Genomic DNA, 17,866 nt, shown 5'->3' on the forward strand with positions numbered 1-17,866 from the left:
GCTCTCACAGCGCCCTTGCCATCTCGCGCAGGCGGAACTTCTGGATCTTGCCCGTCGAGGTCTTGGGAACCTCGGTGAAGACGATCGTGCGCGGGCATTTGAAGGCGGCGAGGTGTTCCCTGCACCAGGCGATGATCTCGGCCTCGGTCGCCTCCTTGCCGGGCTTGAGCTCGATGAAGGCGCAGGGCGTTTCACCCCATTTTTCGTCCGGCTTCGCCACCACGGCCGCAGCCTGGATGGCGGGATGCTTGTAGAGCGCGTCCTCGACCTCGATCGAGGAGATGTTCTCGCCGCCCGAGATGATGATGTCCTTGGAGCGATCCTTGAGCTGGATATAGCCGTCGGGATAGCGCACGCCGAGATCGCCGGTGTGGAACCAGCCCCCGGCGAAGGCGGCTTCGGTCGATTTTGCGTTCTTGAGATAGCCCTTCATCACGACATTGCCGCGCATCATCACCTCGCCGAGCGTGGCGCCGTCGCGCGGGACGGGCCGCATCGTGTCGGGGTCGAGCACGTCCAGCCCTTCGAGGGCCGGATAGCGCACGCCCTGGCGGGCCTTCAGCGCCGCCTGCTCGGGAGCGGGAAGGGCGTTCCAGTCGCTGTTCCAGTCATTGACCACCGCGGGGCCATAGACCTCGGTCAGCCCGTAGAGATGCGTCACCTCGAAGCCGGCCTGCTTCATGCCGGCGAGAACGGCCTCGGGCGGCGGGGCGGCGGCGGTGAAGAAGGCGACCGTCTGCGGGAAGGCGCGACGCTCCTCCTCGGGAGCGTTGAGCAGGGCGGACATCACGATCGGCGCACCGCAGAGATGCGTCACGCCATGGTCGGCGAGCGCGTCGTACATTGCCTTCGCCCGGACCTGGCGCAGGCAGACATGGGTGCCGGCGACGAGCGAGATCGACCAGGGAAAGCACCAGCCATTGCAGTGGAACATCGGCAGCGTCCAGAGATAGACCGGATGCTTGGCCATGTTGCCGGTGATGATGTTCGAGGTCGCGAGCAGGTTGGCGCCGCGATGGTGGTAGACAACGCCCTTGGGGTCTCCGGTCGTGCCCGACGTGTAGTTCAGCGCGATCGCATCCCACTCGTTTGCGGGCATGTGCCAGTCGAAGTCCGGATCGCCGCCGGCGATGAAATCCTCGTATTCGACGGTGCCGAGCCGCTCGCCCTCTCCGTCATAGATCGGGTCGTCATAGTCGATGACGAGCGGCTTCGCCTTGCAGAGCGTCAGCGCTTCTTTGATCGTCTTCGAGAATTCGCGGTCGGTGATCACGACCTTCGCCTCGCCATGGTCGAGCGAGAAGGCGATGATCGCCGCATCCAGACGGGTGTTCAGCGTATTGATGACGGCGCCGGCCATCGGCACCCCGTAATGGCATTCGAGCATGGCCGGCGTGTTGGGCAGCATGGCGGCGACCGTATCGTTCTTGCCGATGCCGTGGCGGGCGAGCGCGGAGGCAAGCCGGCGCGACCGCGCATAGAACTCGGCATAGCTGCGGCGCAGCGGCCCATGGATGATCGCGGTCCGGCCGGGGAAGACGGCGGCGGCGCGTTCGAGGAAGGGCAGGGGCGTCAGCGGCTGGTGGTTCGCAGGGTTGCGGTCGAGATCGGTATCGTAGGCTGAAATCGTCATGCGGCTCTCCCCCTTGCGCGGCAGGCTTAGCCTCTGCGGGCCTTGACCGTAATCCATCCCTTTGTCCGATGGCGCGCAAGGGCAAGGCTGTATCACACCGGCAGGTGCAGCCCTCTCACGCCGTCGACGATGAGCTTGAGGCCGACGGCGAGCAGGAGCCAGTAGATGATTGTGTAAAACCGTTCGGCCGGGACGCGGCGAACCAGCCAGACCCCGGCGATGGTGGACGCGATGGCGACGGGGAACAGGGCCAGCGACGCCGTGAGATTCTGGGCCGAGAACTGGCCGAGCGCGATATAGGGGCCGAGCTTGATCAGGTTGATCAGCGCGAAGAAGATCGCACCCGTGCCGACGAAGACGCCCGGGGCCAAGCGCTGCGGCATGACGTAGATCTGGAAGGGTGGCCCGCCGGCATGGGCGATCATGCTGGTGAAGCCTGACAACGCGCCCCAGAAGGTGCCGGCGCCGTAGCGCGGCTGTGCGACGGGGCCAGACGTCTTGCCCCTGGCCAGCATGCGGCGCAGGGCGAAGCCCATCGAGATCAGCCCGACCGCGAAACCGACGGCGGCATCCGAGACCCGCGCGGCGAGCAGATAGCCGGCGAGGACGCCGAGCGTGGCGCCGGGCAGCAGCGTCGCGAGGTTTCGCCGGCTGAACTCGCGGCGATAGGACCACACCGTGACGACATCCTGCGAGATCAGCAGCGGCAGCATGATCGCCGCCGCCTGGATCGGCGGGACGAGGAGCGCCATCAGCGGCAATGAAAGCAGGCCGAGGCCGGAGAAGCCGCCCTTGGCGAGCCCCATCAGGATGACGGCCGGCACCATCACGGCGAAGAAGGTCAGGTCGAAAGTCATCTCCGGAGACGCTTCGCGCCCGCGTCATGACGACGCGGGGGCCCGCTGGAAGGCCTCCTGCTGGGCGAAAGTCTGACGGCCGGGCGCTTGCGCCTGCGGGGTCGAATGAGCACGATCCCGCGCAAAATGAGCCTCCGCCGCTGCCGGTTCCGGAGCGGGGTGTAGGCCAGAAACAGCCGAAGAGGAACGCCGCCGATGAATGCCTCGCATGCAAATGGCTACGCCTCGACCTATGCGCGCTGGCAGGCCGACCCGGAGCGCTTCTGGGGCGAGGCGGCGAAGGCGATCGACTGGATCAGGCCGCCGCAGCAGGTCTTCGACGCCGGGCAGGGCGCCTATGGGCGCTGGTTTCCGGACGCGACCTGCAACACCTGCTTCAATGCGCTCGACCGGCATGTGCAGGGCGGCCGCGGCGAGCAACCGGCCCTGATCCATGACAGTCCGGTCACGGGCACCAGGGCGGTCTACAGCTACGCGCAGATGCTGGACGAGGTCGCCGCGCTCGCCGCCGTGCTGCAGGATCTCGGCGTCGCCAAGGGCGACCGCGTCGTCATCTACATGCCGATGATCCCGGAGGCCGCCTTCGCGATGCTCGCCTGTGCGCGCATCGGGGCCGTGCATTCGGTGGTGTTCGGCGGTTTCGCGGCTAAGGAACTGGCGACGCGCATCGAGGATGCGACGCCCAAGGTGATCCTGAGCGCGACCTGCGGCATCGAGCCGAGCCGGATCGTGGAATACAAGCCGCTGCTGGACGAGGCGATCTCGCTCTCCGCGCACAAGCCGGATGCCTGCCTGATCCTGCAGCGCCCGCAGGTCGAGGCTTCGATGCATGCGGTGCGCGACAAGAACTGGCGCATGCTCGTGGCCGCCGCGAAGGCGAATGGACGCCGGGCGGACTGCGTCGAGGTCGCTGCCACCGATCCGCTCTACATCCTCTACACCTCCGGCACGACCGGCCGACCCAAGGGCGTGGTGCGCGACAATGGCGGCCATATGGTCGCGCTGAAATGGACGATGGACAATCTCTACGGCGTGAAGCCGGGCGAAGTGATGATCACGGCTTCCGATGTCGGCTGGGTCGTCGGCCACAGCTACATCGTCTATGCGCCGCTGCTGCAGGGCGCGACCTCGGTGCTCTATGAGGGCAAGCCGGTGGGCACGCCCGATGCCGGCGCATTTTGGCGGCTGATCGCCGAGCACAAGGCGGTCGTGCTCTTCACCGCGCCAACAGCGTTCCGCGCCATCCGCAAGGAAGACCCGCAGGCGAAGCTGCTCGCGGACTACAACCTGTCGCATTTCCGCGCGCTGTTCCTGGCCGGCGAGCGGGCCGACCCCGACACGCTGGTCTGGGCGCAGGACATCCTCAAGGTTCCGGTCATCGACCATTGGTGGCAGACCGAGACCGGCTCCTGCATCGTCGGCAATCCGATGGGGCTGGAACTGCTGCCGGTGAAGCCGGGCTCGCCGACCGTGCCGATGCCGGGCTACGAGGTGCACTGCGTCGACGAGGGCGGCCGAATGGTGCCGGCCGGGACGATGGGCGCGATCGTGCTCAAGCTGCCCTTGCCGCCCTGCGCGCTGCCGACGCTCTGGCAGGCCGAGGACCGCTTCGTCGAATCCTATCTCGCGGCCTTTCCGGGCTACTATAATACCTCGGATGCCGGCTTCATCGACGCGGACGGCTATGTCTTCATCATGGGCCGCACCGACGACATCATCAACGTCGCCGGGCACCGGCTCTCGACGGGCGGCATGGAGGAGGTGCTGGCCTCGCATCCGGCTGTCGCGGAATGCGCCGTGGTCGGGATCAGGGACGCGGTCAAGGGCGAGCAGCCCTGCGGCTTCGTGGTGCTGAAATCCGGCATCAGCCAGAGCCCGGATGCGATCGAGCGCGAACTGGTGGCGCTGGTGCGCGAGAAAATCGGTCCCGTCGCGGCCTTCAGGCTGGCGCTGACGGTCGGGCGGCTGCCGAAGACGCGCTCCGGCAAGATCCTGCGGGCGACGATGAAGAAGATCGCCGATGGCGAGGACTACGCCATGCCGGCGACGATCGAGGACCCGGCCGTGCTGGAGGAGATCGGCGTGGCCGTGAAGGCGAAGGGGCTGGGCTAGGCAATCTTCATTCTCGGGTGGAGCGAAGCGCAGACCCGAGAATCTCTTGCAGGAGATGCGCGGGCCGAGCCCGCGCATGATGTGTGGGAGCGTGGCCCGAAGGCTCAGCTCACTCCTCGTCCTCGTCGGCCGGGCGCTTCATCTGCTTGAGCTTGGCGAAGACGGAATCGACGTCGATCGCCGCCTCCTCCTCGCGCTTGGGCTTGCTCATGTCGGCGAAGGTCTGGCTCAAGGGAGCCGGCCCCGGTGCCGTGGTCTCCTCCGCCGGCAGCAGGGTCGAGCCCACCTCGGCGACCGCGGCCGGGCGGTCCTTGGCGGCGCGGCCGACTTCGAAGTCGAGATCGATCTGCGAGCACAGGCCGAGGCTGACCGGGTCGATCGGGGTCAGCGTCTGGGCGTTCCAGTGGGTCCGGTCGCGGATCTGGGCGATCGTCGACTTGGTCGTGCCGATCAGGCGGATGACCTGCGCGTCCTTGAGCTCGGGATGGTTGCGCAGCAGCCAGAGGATCGCGTTCGGACGATCCTGGCGCTTCGAGACCGGGGTGTAGCGCGGCCCCTTGGCGCGCTTGATCTCGGGCACCTTCACCTTGCGCTCGGCGAGCTTGAGCTGGTGCGCCGGGTTCTTGGCGGCGCGTTCGAGCTCCTCGCGGGTGAGCTGGCCCGAGGTGATCGGGTCGAGGCCCTTGATGCCGGCGGCGACTTCGCCATCGGCGATGCCGCGCACTTCCAGCGGATGCAGTTTGCAGAACTCGGCGATCTGCTCGAAGGTCAGGGACGTGTTCTCGACCAGCCAGACCGCGGTGGCCTTCGGCATCAGCGGGGGATTCGACACGGGATGTCTCCTGGATCTCGAAAGCCGGCATTCGAGGCCGGGTCAATGTCGCGGACAATAGTTCTCAGGCGCCGACCGGCCTTCCCGGCCGGCCATCCAAATCATCGACGATGAGTGGGATGGCGCGCGTTATAGGCGAGGCCGGAACTGCTGTCCAAGAAAAAGCACGCCGATGCGTGCCTGTGGCGTCTCCCGGCCATCGGCCCTAATCTGCGTGCCCTTGCGCAGATGGAGGCCAGGATGTCGCTCTTCCCCGACGATGATCGTCCGAAACCGAAATCCGTCCACGAGATCGGACAGGATCTGTCGATGCTCTCGCTGGCGGAGATCGACTTGCGCATGGAGGCGCTGAAGGCCGAGATCGAGCGTCTGGCCGAGGTCAGGGTGAAGAAGGCGGCCTCGCGCAATGCGGCCGACGCCTTCTTCCGCAAAGCCGACTGAAAAGGCGGCAGCCTCCGGGCGCGTTAAGCCATCCTTAACGATTCCAAAGTATGAATCGAGGGGTCCAGATTGTCTGGATGTGAGTGGCTCCTGCCCGCTCTGTTTGACGCCTCCCTGTTGACCTTCGAGCCGCCCCCGGGCGGCTCTTTTTTGTGGTCAGTACACGCGTTAAGGTTAACAACACCTTACCGGCGCGGCTTCGATCCATCGGCGCTATCTTTGCGACATCGGCGGCACGAGCCGTGACGCGTGCCATGCGAGCACGGTGTTGTGCCGATGGGAGACACCGCAATGAACGATCTGATGATGCGCGAGCCGGATGTCGACGATGGCGCAATCTCCTTCGCCCGCGGCTTCGTCAAATCGGATGCCTTCATGGCGCTGTTTCGCGAGGGCATGGGCCTGGTCGAGCAGACAGCGGCCTATCTCGACAGCGACGGCCGGGCGGATTCGGCGGCGCTGCCGCGCGAGGTTGCCCTGAGCTATGCGACCGAGAGCATGCGCCTGACGACACGGCTGATGCAGATCGCCTCCTGGCTTTTGGTGCAGCGGGCTGTCGCCGAAGGCGAGATGACGGTGGATCAGGCCCGCGCCGAGAACGACAAGGTCAGGATTCCCGAGCAGATCGCCTCCGCGGCCACGCTCGAGGCCGAGCGGCTGCCGGCCGGCCTGCGCGACCTGATGGACCATTCCTTCCGGCTGCAGAGCCGCATCCGCCATCTCGAAGGGCAGATGTCGGGCAAGGCGCCGGCTCGCGAAAAGGCCAATCCGGTTCAAGACCAGCTTGCCAGCCTGCAGGCCCGGCTCGGCCTGGCCCGCTGAGGGGCTCCGAGCCCCTACTGTCGAATTCGTCTCGAATTCGCTGCGGAATATTCGAAAGCCCCTGAATCAAAAAAGGCCCGGTCGGTTCGACCGGGCCTTTTTGATTCAGATCAGCGCGGACGAGGCCGTCCGCGGTCAGATCACTTCTTGCCGAGCGAGCCGATCGCGGAGAAGCGCGAGTTGAAGCGCGAGACGCGGCCGCCACGGTCCAGCATGTGCTGGGTGCCGCCGGTCCAGGCCGGGTGCGTCGTCGGGTCGATGTCGAGGTTGAGCGTGTCGCCCTCCTTGCCCATCGTCGAACGGGTGAAGTATTCCGTGCCATTGGTCATGACGACCTTGATGGTGTGGTAGTCGGGGTGGATGCCGGTCTTGGCCATGGCTAAATCCTCAAACGTCGATAAACGGGCGTGGTCGACAAGCAGGCAAGCCTGCCCGGCCCGTCGAATAATTCGTATGAGCCTGTCGTGAAGTCGCGTGCACATATCGCAGCCGGGCCGACAGCGCAAGCAGGACAGGACAAAGACGCGTGACCGAGGCCGAAAAAGACGAGACGAAACTGCGGCCCGACTTCCGCTCGCTGGCATCCTTCTGGCCCTATGCGCTGAGGCACAAGGGGCGGATCGGATTGGCGCTGCTGGCGCTGGTCGTCGCCTCTGTGGCGACGCTGGCGTTGCCGGTGGCGGTCCGCCGGGTCATCGATGTCGGCTTTTCGGGCGGCGAGCAGCATCTGGCGAACAGCTATTTCATCCTGCTGATCGGTGTCGTCGCCGTGCTGGCGCTGGCGAGTTCGGCCCGCTTCTATCTCGTGATGACGGTCGGCGAGCGCATCGTCGCCGATCTGCGCTCGGACGTCTTCGCCCATCTGACGCGGCTGGAGCCGGCCTTCTTCGATTCCAGCCGGGCCGGGGACCTGGTCTCGCGGCTGACCGCCGACACCACCCAGATCAAGGCGACCTTCGGCTCGACGGCCTCGATCGCGTTACGCAACGCGATCATGACCATCGGCGCGCTCGGTCTGATGATCGCGACCAGCCCGCAGCTCTCGGCCATCGTGATCGGGGCGATCCCGCTGATCGTGCTGCCGCTGGTCTTTTCGGGCCGCTCGGTGCGTCGGCGGGCGCGGGCGGCGCAGGATCGGCTGGCGGACGCCTCGGCCTTCGCCTCGGAGGCCGTCGGCGCGATCCGCACGATGCAATCCTTCGGTGCCTCGCGGCAGACGGCAACGCGTTTCGCCAGCGCCTCTGACGAGGCCTATGACGCCTCGCGGGCTGCCACCGCCTCGCGGGCGCTGCTGTCCGGCGTCGCAATCTTCCTCGTCAGTGCCAGTGTCGTCTGGGTGCTCTGGACCGGCGCGACCGAGGTGTTCGAGGGGCGGATGACCGGCGGGCGCCTGTCGCAGTTCGTGCTCTATGCGGTGCTGGCGGCGAGTTCGCTCGGGCAGCTCTCCGAAGTCTATGGCGAAATCTCCGCCGCCGCCGGCGCGGCCGGCCGGCTCGGCGAGATTCTCGCTCTGAAGCCTGCCATCGCGGCGCCGCCGCATCCGGCGGCGATGCCGGAGCCGTCGCGGGGAGAGCTCTCCTTCGAGAACGTCTCGTTCAGCTATCCCGGCCGCAGCGTGAGGGCGCTGTCGGAACTCAGCTTCACGGTGCGGCCGGGCGAGCGCGTTGCGCTGGTCGGGCCGTCGGGCGCCGGCAAGAGCACGGTGCTGCAACTGGCGCTGCGCTTCTACGATCCCGGTTTTGGCCGCGTCGTGGTCGATGGCGTCGCCGGGCCGCAGGCCGATCCCGAGGCATGGCGGCATCGCTTCGCGCTGGTGCCGCAGGAGCCGACCGTCTTCGGCGTCTCGGTGCGCGACAACATCGCCTATGGCCGGCCCGAGGCAACGATGGCCGAGGTCGAGGAGGCGGCGCGGCTCGCGGCTGCCGATGGTTTCATCCAGGCCCTGCCGCAGGGCTATGACACGATTGTCGGCGAGCGCGGCGTGACGCTTTCGGGGGGACAGCGCCAGCGCCTTGCGATCGCACGCGCGGTGCTGAAGGACGCGCCGATCCTGCTCCTCGACGAGGCGACGAGCGCGCTCGACTCCGAAAGCGAGCGCGCCGTGCAGGACGCGCTCGACCGTCTGATGCGGGGGCGCACCACGCTGGTGGTGGCGCACCGGCTGGCGACGATCCTTTCGGCCGACCGTATCCTCGTCATGGAGGACGGCCGCGTGGTCGAGGAGGGGACCCATGCGGAGCTCAAGGCGCGCGGTGGGCTCTATGCGCGACTGGCGGCGCTGCAGTTCGGGCTGGAGGCGGCTTGATCTTCGCGCCGACGTCATGCTCGCCCTCATGGCGAGCATCCACGTCTTGGACACCGCACTCTCCGGGGAAAGACGTGGATGGTCGGCTCAAGGCCGACCATGACGGACAGGTTCAGCCTGCTGTCCCATGCGTGCGCGGATAGGAGCTGGGTTCTGGCGGGACCCAGCCGGCGAGGAACTCCGGCTCGGTGCGGAATATTTCCACCCTGAGCGGAAAGCAGGCGGCGGCGTCGCTCGAATGGGTCGCGCTGCAATCGCCGCCGGGGCAGGCCGAGAGCGCGCCGAGCAAGTTGATCTCGGCGAAGAACTCGATGTAGTCCCCGGGCCGCACCGGGCTCGCCTTCATGAAGTACTGATGCGTATCGCTGGTGAAGCCGGTGCACATGAAGACGTTGAGCACGTCATGGACATGCATCTCCGCCTCCTTTACCGGCAGCCCCGTGGCCTTGGCCAGCGCCCGCGTCAGGTTCGAATGGCAGCAATGGTGATAGTCGCCGCCGCTGAGCAGGCGATTGGTATACGGGTCGCAGCGCGTGCCGATGACGTCGTGGATGCCGCCGCCATCCGCATCCCAGCCATACCAGCCGAGCGTGTCGTGGCTGATCGTCGCCATCGGGCGCAGGAAGGGCAGGCTGCTCCAGAGCCGGTTTCCTGTCGAGACATGGGTGGCATGGAGCTGGCGTGTCTTGCCGCTGAAGAAGCGCTCCGAGAGGTCGGCAGCGTTCCAGAGATTGAGGTCGCCGACCTGCGGGCCGTCGACGCCGACGATGCGGAAGAAATGCCCCTTGGGCACGTGGAACGCCCCGGCATCACGCGGCGCGACGAGAACCTCGTCGATCTTCGTCAGGTGCCGGCGGGCGTGCCCGAGCATGGCCATATCCGGCACCGGCAGGGCCTCGACCGGATAGCAGACGGTCAGGGGCCTGCTCCGGCGCAGGGCGGCGTCGGCGGGGTCGGCTGTCGGCATCGCTCTTATTCCCCCGTCTCTCGTCGGCTGCCGCATCACGGCCCGGCTCAGCGCGGCGGCAGGGCCGCGTAATAGGCGGCCAGCGCCGCGATCTCGTCCAGCGTCATGGTGCGGGCCATGAAGCGCATTTCCTTGTGGACGCGCTTGCCGGAGCGGAAAGCCAGCATCTGGTTGTAGAGATAGCGCTCGTTCTGGCCGGCGAGATGCGGCACCTCACTGTCGCGAGCGATGCCGTCCGGGCCATGGCAGGCGGCACAATCCTCGACCGTGGCGTGGCGGGGCTCTGCGAGGGCAGGGCCTATCGACAGGCCCATGGCCGCGACCAGACAGGCCATCCAATGCCGGAGGCTGCTGCGAGCCCTCATCCGCGGGTTGGCTGCCGCGGCCGGAGCCCTTCGTCCCGGGCGCAGGTCCCGCATCGGTCTCACCGCTCGGTGATCTTGAACTCGATGCGGCGGTTGCGGCGCCAGGCATCGTCGTTGTTGGCGACGTCGAGCGGCTGGTATTCACCGAAGCCGGTCGCGGCGATGCGGTCGCTGGGCAGGCCCTTGGTGATCAGGTACTCGACCACCGCGATGGCTCGCGCCGAGGAGAGGTGCCAGTTCGAGGGGAATTGTGGCGAGCGGATCGGGCGATTGTCGGTGTGGCCGTCGACGCGCAGGATCCACGGGATGTCAGGCGGCATCTCACGGCCGAGATCGACGAGGATCGCAGCCAGCTTGTCGAGTTCGCCGCGCCCTTCCGGCTTCAGCACGGCCTGGCCGACATCGAAGAAGACCTCCGACTGGAAGACGAAGCGGTCGCCGACGACGCGGATGTCGGGGCGCGTGCCGAGCACCTGGCGCAGACGGCCGAAGAAATCCGAGCGGTAGCGCGCCAGTTCCTGGACCCGCTGCGCCAGAGCCACGTTGAGGCGCGAGCCGAGTTCGGAGATGCGGGCCTGCGAATCCTTGTCCCTGGCTTCGGAGGCGCCGAGCGCCTCCTCGAGCGCCGCGAGCTGGCGGCGCATCGCGATGATCTGCTGGTTGACGAGATCGACGGTCGATTGGGCGCGGGCGGAGAGCTGCTTTTCGGCATCGAGCGCCTTCTGGGCCTCGCCGAGCTGGGCAGCCGTGTTGCCGGGCTGCGCATTCAGCATGTCCTGGATACGGCCGCGCTCGCCCTGCTCCCGCGTCAGCGAGGATTGCAGCAGGGTCAGGCTCTCCTGGGCCTGGCGGTTGGACGAGCGCTCCAGCGCGAGCAGGTCGGTCAATTCGGAGATCTGGCGGTTGAGCCGGTCGAGAACGGTGTCCTTGCCGGTCAGCTCCTGCGAGAGGAAGAACTGGCCGAGCACGAAGACTGACAGCAGGAAGACGATGCCGATCAGCATCGTCGACAGGGCATCGACGAAGCCCGGCCAGAAATTCACCTCGTCGCGGCGGTGGGAGCGGGAGAGGGCCATCGCGGTCAGGCTCCTGCGGAGTTCGGGACGGCGGCAGGCATCGGGAGCACGCTCATGGCTCCATCACATTGTCGGCGGTGAGACGCTCCAGCAGGCGCTTCATGTCCTTTTCGCGCGAGGCCTGCGCCTCGACCCAGTCGCGGATGAGCTGCTGCTCGGAGCGCATATGCTGGACGAGACCCTGGATACCCTCGGCCAGATTGGCGAGAGCCTGGGTCGCGGCGCGGTTGTTGGCGCCGCTTTCGGTCATCGCTGCGCCGAGCCTGTCGAGCCTGTCGGAGAGCGGGTCGCCGGTGAGGGGCTGGAGCCCCGCGAGGGGGAGGGCTCCCGCAATGGCGGTGCGTGTGCCGAGCCAGCTCTCGAGCTCGTTGCGGAAGCGGCGCTGCGCCTGGGAAACCTGCAATTCGAGAAAGCCGAGGATCAGCGAGCCGGCGATACCGAAGAGCGAGGAGGAGAACGACAGGCCCATGCCGGCGAGCGGGGCGGCAAGGCCGGCCTTGAGCTCGTCGAACAGCACGCCGGCCTCGGCGCCGGTGCGCAGGCTCTTGATGACGTTGCCGACCGAAGAGACCGTGTCGAGCAGGCCCCAGAAGGTGCCGAGCAGGCCGAGGAAGACGAGCAGCCCGCCGAGATAGCGCAGAACCTCCCGCCCGTCGTCGAGCCGGACCGCGATCGATTCGAGCACGGTCGCCGCCTGGGAAGAGGCAAGGCTGCGGCTGTCGAGTGCCGGCAGGACCGGGCCGAGCGGTGCGATCACCTGCCCGCGCCGGATTTGCGCCAGCGCAGGGGCAGCGGCGAGCCGCGTCGCGGCGCGGGCCTCGCTGTGAATGCGCCAAAGTTCGCGCAGCGCGATCAGGACGCCGACGAAAAGCGAGCCGAGGATCAGGCCGTTCAGCCCCGGATTGGTCATGAAGGCCGTGACCAGGCCACCCTGCAGGATGAAGCCGAGGAAGCCGATCAGGGCGAGAAAAAGAACTGAGCGGATGACGTAACGCAGCGGCCGCGAGAAGCGGGTCTCCTCACGGGCGGGCGCGACCGTCTCGCTTTCGGTCGCCAAATCCTCATTCGCCATGCTTCGTCTTCCGTTCGCCACCTTGCCGAGGCCGGACTGTCGCTTCCCGTGCCGCGATGATCAAGCGAGAAAGATCAGAGAGATATGACGAGTCGTCGACCCGTTGCCCGTGCGAGGCCGGGTTCACGCCGTCTTCAGCGCGGCCCGCAGGGCCTGCTCGCCGATCTCGTTGCCGCAGATGATGTCGCGCGCCATGGTCGGCTGCTTGCCGTCGAGCGTGCCGAAGGTGCCGCCGGCCTCGCGGATCATCACGGCGCCGGCCGCGAAATCCCAGGTGTTGAGATCGCGCTCCCAATAGGCATCCAGGCGCCCGGCCGCGACATAGGCGATGTCGAGCGCGGCACAGCCCATGCGCCGGACATTGGAGAAGCGCGACATCACGGTGCCGAGTTCGCGCAGGAACAGCGGATGCCCGCCCTTGCCGATATGGGGCACGCCCATGCCGATCAGCATCTCGGCCGGCTCGCGGCGGCCGGAGACGCGCATACGGCGGTTGTTGACATAGGCGCCCTTGCCCTTCTCGGCCATGAACAACTCGTCCTTGGCGGCGTCGTAGATCACGCCGGCGATGAACTGGTTGTCGCGCTCCAGCGCCACCGAGATGTTCCAGTGCGGGATGCCGCGCAGGAAGTTGTGGGTGCCGTCGAGCGGGTCGATATGCCAGCGGTTGCTTTCGTCGGTCCCGGAGACGGTGCCGGCCTCCTCCATGACGAAACCATAGCCCGGCCGCGCCTTTTCCAGCGCGGCGCGGATGATTTCCTCCGCCTTGGTATCGGCCTTGGAGACGAAGTCGCCCGGACCCTTGGCGAGGACCTGAAGGTTCTCGACCTCGCCGAAATCGCGTTTTAGCGAACGGGACGCCTTCATCACGGCGTCGGTCATCACAGTCATCAGGGGGGAGCGGATCATCGAAACCTCGTTTGCGCCGTCAGGCGCCATCCTGCGGCGCCCGATGCGGAGCGCTCGTCAGTCCATAACCATTCAACCGGTCACTTGCTCGCCTGTCAGGGCGACGTCAAGGCCGCGCCCTCGATGCGGTCGGCGGCGAGGCGGGCGGCGCGGCCCTGCTGCTCGGGCGTCAGGCGGTCGAAAAGCTGCTCCAGCGCCGGGTCGTCGAGGCCCCGCGCCCGAGCCGCCAGATGCCAGGCGGCAGCCTCGATCGAGTCCGGCGGGATGCCGCGCCCGATCTGGTAGAGCCTTGCGATCCGGTTCTGCGCGATCGGGTTGCCCCTGCCGGCGGCGCGTAGGAAAAGCTTCGCGGCGGCGGTCTCATCGCGGGCGACGCCGATGCCGTTGAACAGCATGATCGCGTATTCGATCTCGGCGGGGAGGTGGCCGGCCCTGGCGGCCTGGGCCATCCATTCCGCCGCCTGGACATCGCTCCTGGGCATGCCGCGTCCCTGCTTCGCCAGCGTGCCGAGCGCATGCAGCGCATCAGGGATTCCACCGCTGGCCGCGATTTCGAGGTGCGTCACAGCGCGGCTGTCGTCCTCGGCCTGGCCGGTGGCGAGGAGGGCGAGTGCGAGATTGTAGTTGGCGGCGGCGTTGCCGGCCTCCGCCGCCCGCCGCAGCAGGATGCCGGCGCGGACAGGATCGCGGCGGCCGCTGGCCTCGTCGAGAAGCGCGATCGCCAGTGCATAGGTCGCGTTGATGTCGCCGCGCTCGGCGGCACGCTCATACCATTCCGTCGCGACCTTCTGGTCGGGCGGCACGCCGAGACCCTGCCGGTAGATCTCGCCGACCAGCGTCATCGCGGCAGCGTCGTTGCTATCCGCCTCGATGCGCTTCAGCGCCTCGCTGAGGGCACGGCGGTAGTGGCCGGTCTGGTAGGCGCCATAGGCGGCGTCGCGCTCGGCTGCCGCGGCGGGCAGCACAGGCACGAGGCCGGCGAGCAGCAGCAGGCAGGCAAACAGCGGACGGCTTGCGAGGCCGCGGCGCAAGCGCCTCACTTCGCGGCTTTCCGTGCCGCGCGGGCAGCGATGGCCGCATTCGCTTCGGCGACGAGCGTGCGGATATCGCGGCCCTCCTCGAAGGCCCATTCGCCCAGCGCGACGAACTCCGCGCCCGTCTCGACCAGAGCCGGCACGGCGTCCGCGTCCGGTGCATAGGCGACGCAAGGGGTCTCGAAGATATCGGCCCACCAGGTGGCGCGCTCGATCACGGCCGGCAGCGGCGGTATGGAGCCGTCCGGCCGCGGCTCGCCGAACATGACGTAGTCGACGCCGGCCTCGCCGATATCCATGGCGTCGTGCCGGGCGCGCAGCCCGCCTGCCCCGATGATGCGCTCGCCTTTCAGACTCGACCGCGCCTCGGCGATCGCCTCGACGCCGCCCGTCAGATGCACGCCGTCGGCGCCACCGCGCGCAGCGACCAGAGCCGAGGCCTCGACGACGAGCGCGACATTGGCGGCCTGAACCGGGCCGGCGAGGCGCTTGACGCGTTCGATCAGGCTGCGCTCGTCGCCGGCAGCCAGACGCAACACCACGGCCGCGACATCGCCGCCGGCCTGGGCCTGCATCAGCCTGAAAGCCATCGCGTCGGCATCCGCCACAGGCGGGGTGACGAGCATCAGGCGGGTGGGTGGGTTCTGCATGGTCATGATCTTGCGCGCAAACGGCCCGCGACAGCGTCCAATGTCAAGACGCTGAGGCCGGCGACGAGGCTCCAGAAGGCCGACCCTACCCCAAACAGCGTCAGGCTGGAGGCGGCGACGGCGAAGGCGATGACGGCGGCGAAACGTTCCCGGTCGGACGACATCGCTTGGCCGAGCGCGCCGGCGAACGAGCCGGCAAGGCCGAGACCCGCCACGGTGACGATCAGCGCCTTCGGCAGGGCGAGCAACAGGGCGATCAGCAGGCCGGTGCAGCCGGCGACGGCGAGATAGGCGAAGCCGTAGATCACGCCCGCTTTCCAGCGCTGCTCCGGGTCGGGATGGGTGTCGGCTCCAGTGCAGATCGAAGCGCTGATCGCCGCCATGTTGGACATATGGGCACCGAAGGGGGCCGTGAGCAGCGAAGCAAGCCCGGTGGCGAACAGGGCCGGCGCTGTCCGCGGATGGTAGCCGGCCGCGCGCAACACCGCAAAGCCGGGCAGGTTCTGGGCAGCCATGGTGACAAGATAGAGTGGAACTCCGATGCCGAGCATGGCGGCAATATCGAAGCGCGGCGTGACGAATTCGAGGCCGGTGAGCGCAATCTGCCTCGCTGGCCAGTGGGCAAGCCCGCCCACAAAGCTGATGGCTATGCCAGCGACCAGCGCCGCGATGACGCCCAGAAACGGGTTGAGCAACCGCGCCACGAGAAAGATCGCGAGCAGCGGCAGCACAAGCAGCGGGGATATCCGCATCTCTTCGAAGACGGCGACGACAAATCGGAAGATCACGCCGGCCAGCATGGCCGATGCGATCGGCATCGGAATGCGCTCGATCAGTTGGCCGAGGGGGCGGAGGGCCGCCGTCAGCATCATCAGCACGGCAGCGACGAAGAAGGCGCCGACGGCCGAGGCCATGTCGAAGCCGCTTGCCGCAGCGATCAGCGCAGCACCGGGCGTCGACCAGGCGCAGATCATCGGCATGCGGTAGCGCCAGGACAGCCAGATGCTCGGCAAGGCGGTGCCGATGGCCAGCGCGGCGACCCAAGAGACAGTCTGTTCTGCTGTGGCGCCGAGCGCTTGTGCGGCCGAGAGGATGACGGCAACGGAGGCGGCGAAGCCGACGAAGACCGCGACCAACGCTGAAAAGACGATCGACATGCAAACCCTGCGGCGAAAGCGGCCGGATGCGGCGAGGCGGGTGCCCCTTCAACCAGAAAGTGCTCCCGGCCGGAAGAGGCGAGACGCCGGTCACTCATGCCGAGGCTGCCGATTGAAGCCTGGCCCTGTGCATCAGCGCAGGTGCCGGGCGACCTTGCTCTCCAGCCGCGCGATAAGCGCGGGCGCCATGAAATCATGGTTGTCGGGGATATCGAGGCAAATCAGTCGCCCCATTTTCATGAATCGGCCGAAGCGCTGCTGCAATTTCGTACCGTGGACACGTTCCATGACGAAGGTGATGTCGGCCCAAAGCGACCAGCTCGCCAGTCAGGGGCACGTCGGCATCCCGGTTCGTGCCTGCCGACGCGACCTCGAGGTCAGGCCGCGTCGAGAAGATCTGTTCGGCGGTGGGGCTGCGCAGGCGGTTCCGGCTGCAGACGAACAGAAGTTTCGTCATGCGGCGGACCGGAGAAGGGTGGCGCGGGCGAAGACAGGCTCCGCCCGCGCCACAGCCCGGCTCACGCCGCCTTGCCGCCGAAAGTCGGGTCGAGTTCGCCCTTCGCGTAGCGCTTGGCCATTTCGGCGGTGGTCGCGACGCGCTTGATCTTGCTGGCCTGGCCGGCGGTGTTGAATTCTTTCAGGCGCAGGGAGCAGAGCTTCGTCATCGCCTCCATGGCGGGCTTGAGATATTTGCGCGGATCGAACTCGCCGGGGTGCTCGGAGAGGATCTTCCGGATCTGGCCGGTCATCGCCATGCGGTTGTCGGTGTCGATGTTGATCTTGCGCACGCCGTGCTTGATGCCGCGCTGGATCTCCTCGACCGGCACGCCCCAAGTCTGGGGCATCTTGCCGCCATACTGGTTGATGATGTCCTGGAGGTCCTGCGGCACGCTGGACGAGCCGTGCATGACAAGATGCATGCTCGGCAGCTTCTTGTGGATCTCCTCGATGACGTTCATCGCCAGGATGGCGCCATCGGGCTTGCGGGTGAACTTGTAGGCGCCGTGCGAGGTGCCCATGGCGATGGCAAGCGCATCGACCTTGGTTTCGGCAACGAACTTCACGGCCTCTTCGGGATCGGTCAGGAGCTGGTCGTGGCTGAGCTTGCCTTCGAAGCCGTGGCCGTCCTCCTTCTCGCCCTCGCCGCTTTCAAGCGAACCCAGGACACCGAGCTCTCCTTCGACGGAGATGCCGCCGAGATGGGCCATGTCGACGACGGTCCTTGTCACGCCGACATTGTAGTCCCAGTCGCCGGGCGTCTTGCCGTCGGCCTTGAGCGAGCCGTCCATCATCACCGAAGTGAAGCCGGCCTGGATCGCGGTCATGCAGGTCGCGGCCTCGTTGCCGTGGTCGAGATGCACGCAGACGGGGATATGCGGATAGATTTCCGTGACGGCGTCCATCATGTGCTTCAGCATGATGTCGTTGGCATAGCTGCGGGCGCCACGCGAGGCCTGGATGATGACGGGGGCATCGGTCGCGTCCGCCGCCGCCATGATGGCCAGCGCCTGCTCCATGTTGTTGATGTTGAAAGCGGGCACGCCATAGTCGTTTTCGGCAGCGTGATCGAGCAACTGGCGGAGCGTAATACGGGCCACGATGGAACTCCCCTTGAGGCAATGGATATGGGGAGC

General features: G+C 67.2%; 17 protein-coding genes and 1 pseudogene. 4 read left to right on the forward strand and 14 right to left on the reverse strand.

Features of this window, described 5'->3' with window-relative positions; translation table 11 throughout:
* Positions 1 to 4: 4 nt before the first annotated feature.
* Both C8D03_RS14205 and C8D03_RS14210 read right to left on the reverse strand, forming a co-directional pair.
* Positions 5 to 1,633, reverse strand: coding sequence for an acyl-CoA synthetase (locus C8D03_RS14205; protein WP_181300972.1), 1,629 nt, complete (start codon positions 1,631 to 1,633; stop codon positions 5 to 7).
* Between the two features lie 92 nt (positions 1,634 to 1,725).
* Entirely contained in the window at positions 1,726 to 2,490 is a 765-nt protein-coding gene (locus C8D03_RS14210; RefSeq protein ID WP_108047031.1) for a sulfite exporter TauE/SafE family protein, read from the reverse strand.
* Between the two features lie 195 nt (positions 2,491 to 2,685).
* Here C8D03_RS14210 and C8D03_RS14215 point away from each other — a divergent pair, with 195 nt between their 5' ends.
* Positions 2,686 to 4,602, forward strand: coding sequence for a propionyl-CoA synthetase (locus tag C8D03_RS14215; RefSeq protein ID WP_108047033.1), 1,917 nt, complete (start codon positions 2,686 to 2,688; stop codon positions 4,600 to 4,602).
* Between the two features lie 109 nt (positions 4,603 to 4,711).
* Here the strand turns inward: C8D03_RS14215 and C8D03_RS14220 are convergent, their stop codons facing one another.
* Positions 4,712 to 5,434 carry a DUF1013 domain-containing protein gene (locus C8D03_RS14220; RefSeq protein ID WP_108047035.1) on the reverse strand — a complete coding sequence of 241 codons (723 nt, stop codon included), beginning with the start codon at positions 5,432 to 5,434 and terminating at the stop codon, positions 4,712 to 4,714.
* Positions 5,435 to 5,674: 240 nt separating this feature from the next.
* Here C8D03_RS14220 and C8D03_RS14225 point away from each other — a divergent pair, with 240 nt between their 5' ends.
* Entirely contained in the window at positions 5,675 to 5,875 is a 201-nt protein-coding gene (locus tag C8D03_RS14225) for a DUF1192 domain-containing protein (protein ID WP_108051649.1), read from the forward strand.
* A gap of 291 nt (positions 5,876 to 6,166) precedes the next feature.
* On the forward strand, positions 6,167 to 6,697 hold the full coding sequence (gene rcdA / locus C8D03_RS14230; protein WP_248308469.1) for a protease adaptor protein RcdA: 531 nt from the start codon (positions 6,167 to 6,169) through the stop codon (positions 6,695 to 6,697).
* A gap of 140 nt (positions 6,698 to 6,837) precedes the next feature.
* Here rcdA and rpmE read toward each other — a convergent pair whose 3' ends face one another.
* Positions 6,838 to 7,074 carry a 50S ribosomal protein L31 gene (rpmE, locus tag C8D03_RS14235; RefSeq protein WP_108047037.1) on the reverse strand — a complete coding sequence of 79 codons (237 nt, stop codon included), beginning with the start codon at positions 7,072 to 7,074 and terminating at the stop codon, positions 6,838 to 6,840.
* Between the two features lie 179 nt (positions 7,075 to 7,253).
* Here rpmE and C8D03_RS14240 point away from each other — a divergent pair, with 179 nt between their 5' ends.
* Entirely contained in the window at positions 7,254 to 9,002 is a 1,749-nt protein-coding gene (locus tag C8D03_RS14240) for an ABC transporter transmembrane domain-containing protein (RefSeq protein WP_248308693.1), read from the forward strand.
* 112 nt (positions 9,003 to 9,114) lie between these two features.
* On the opposite strand, the gene C8D03_RS14245 is transcribed toward C8D03_RS14240, so the two are convergent.
* The 10 genes and pseudogenes from C8D03_RS14245 to fba form a co-directional block, all read right to left on the reverse strand.
* Positions 9,115 to 9,969 (reverse strand): urea carboxylase-associated family protein, encoded by an 855-nt coding sequence (locus C8D03_RS14245; RefSeq protein WP_108047041.1) that lies wholly within the window; start codon positions 9,967 to 9,969, stop codon positions 9,115 to 9,117.
* A gap of 47 nt (positions 9,970 to 10,016) precedes the next feature.
* On the reverse strand, positions 10,017 to 10,283 hold the full coding sequence (locus C8D03_RS14250; RefSeq protein ID WP_181300974.1) for a c-type cytochrome: 267 nt from the start codon (positions 10,281 to 10,283) through the stop codon (positions 10,017 to 10,019).
* Positions 10,284 to 10,393: 110 nt separating this feature from the next.
* Positions 10,394 to 11,410, reverse strand: coding sequence for a peptidoglycan -binding protein (locus C8D03_RS14255; protein WP_108047045.1), 1,017 nt, complete (start codon positions 11,408 to 11,410; stop codon positions 10,394 to 10,396).
* 52 nt (positions 11,411 to 11,462) lie between these two features.
* Positions 11,463 to 12,482, reverse strand: a complete 1,020-nt coding sequence (locus tag C8D03_RS14260) for a flagellar motor protein MotA (RefSeq protein ID WP_248308470.1) — start codon at positions 12,480 to 12,482, stop codon at positions 11,463 to 11,465.
* A gap of 123 nt (positions 12,483 to 12,605) precedes the next feature.
* A complete protein-coding gene (locus C8D03_RS14265; protein WP_108051656.1) occupies positions 12,606 to 13,391 on the reverse strand; it encodes an inositol monophosphatase family protein in 786 nt (261 codons plus the stop codon).
* A gap of 95 nt (positions 13,392 to 13,486) precedes the next feature.
* Entirely contained in the window at positions 13,487 to 14,431 is a 945-nt protein-coding gene (locus tag C8D03_RS14270; RefSeq protein ID WP_248308471.1) for a tetratricopeptide repeat protein, read from the reverse strand.
* A complete protein-coding gene (locus C8D03_RS14275; RefSeq protein WP_181300976.1) occupies positions 14,428 to 15,075 on the reverse strand; it encodes a thiamine phosphate synthase in 648 nt (215 codons plus the stop codon). Before C8D03_RS14275 ends, C8D03_RS14270 begins: the two co-directional genes overlap by 4 nt.
* 2 nt (positions 15,076 to 15,077) lie before the next feature.
* Complete coding sequence (locus tag C8D03_RS14280; protein ID WP_108047050.1) at positions 15,078 to 16,232, reverse strand: benzoate/H(+) symporter BenE family transporter; 1,155 nt, start codon at positions 16,230 to 16,232, stop codon at positions 15,078 to 15,080.
* A gap of 132 nt (positions 16,233 to 16,364) precedes the next feature.
* Positions 16,365 to 16,689, reverse strand: a pseudogene (locus tag C8D03_RS14285) (low molecular weight protein tyrosine phosphatase family protein).
* A 61-nt stretch (positions 16,690 to 16,750) separates the two neighbouring features.
* Entirely contained in the window at positions 16,751 to 17,830 is a 1,080-nt protein-coding gene (gene fba / locus C8D03_RS14290; protein ID WP_108047052.1) for a class II fructose-bisphosphate aldolase, read from the reverse strand.
* Positions 17,831 to 17,866 lie beyond the last annotated feature (36 nt).

It is taken from the genome of Bosea sp. 124, from assembly GCF_003046175.1.
In the GTDB taxonomy this organism is placed as follows: Bacteria; Pseudomonadota; Alphaproteobacteria; order Rhizobiales; family Beijerinckiaceae; genus Allobosea.

What these genes read in the sequence shown, in the direction of transcription:
- C8D03_RS14205 (WP_181300972.1), bottom strand. Translation starts at nt 1,633, where the DNA reads ATGACGATTTCAGCCTACGATACCGATCTCGACCGCAACCCTGCGAAC.
- C8D03_RS14210 (WP_108047031.1), bottom strand. Translation starts at nt 2,490, where the DNA reads ATGACTTTCGACCTGACCTTCTTCGCCGTGATGGTGCCGGCCGTCATC.
- C8D03_RS14215 (WP_108047033.1), top strand. Translation starts at nt 2,686, where the DNA reads ATGAATGCCTCGCATGCAAATGGCTACGCCTCGACCTATGCGCGCTGG.
- C8D03_RS14225 (WP_108051649.1), top strand. Translation starts at nt 5,675, where the DNA reads ATGTCGCTCTTCCCCGACGATGATCGTCCGAAACCGAAATCCGTCCAC.
- rcdA (WP_248308469.1), top strand. Translation starts at nt 6,167, where the DNA reads ATGAACGATCTGATGATGCGCGAGCCGGATGTCGACGATGGCGCAATC.
- rpmE (WP_108047037.1), bottom strand. Translation starts at nt 7,074, where the DNA reads ATGGCCAAGACCGGCATCCACCCCGACTACCACACCATCAAGGTCGTC.
- C8D03_RS14245 (WP_108047041.1), bottom strand. Translation starts at nt 9,969, where the DNA reads ATGCCGACAGCCGACCCCGCCGACGCCGCCCTGCGCCGGAGCAGGCCC.
- C8D03_RS14250 (WP_181300974.1), bottom strand. Translation starts at nt 10,283, where the DNA reads ATGGGCCTGTCGATAGGCCCTGCCCTCGCAGAGCCCCGCCACGCCACG.
- C8D03_RS14255 (WP_108047045.1), bottom strand. Translation starts at nt 11,410, where the DNA reads ATGGCCCTCTCCCGCTCCCACCGCCGCGACGAGGTGAATTTCTGGCCG.
- C8D03_RS14260 (WP_248308470.1), bottom strand. Translation starts at nt 12,482, where the DNA reads ATGGCGAATGAGGATTTGGCGACCGAAAGCGAGACGGTCGCGCCCGCC.
- C8D03_RS14265 (WP_108051656.1), bottom strand. Translation starts at nt 13,391, where the DNA reads ATGATCCGCTCCCCCCTGATGACTGTGATGACCGACGCCGTGATGAAG.
- C8D03_RS14275 (WP_181300976.1), bottom strand. Translation starts at nt 15,075, where the DNA reads ATGCAGAACCCACCCACCCGCCTGATGCTCGTCACCCCGCCTGTGGCG.
- C8D03_RS14280 (WP_108047050.1), bottom strand. Translation starts at nt 16,232, where the DNA reads ATGTCGATCGTCTTTTCAGCGTTGGTCGCGGTCTTCGTCGGCTTCGCC.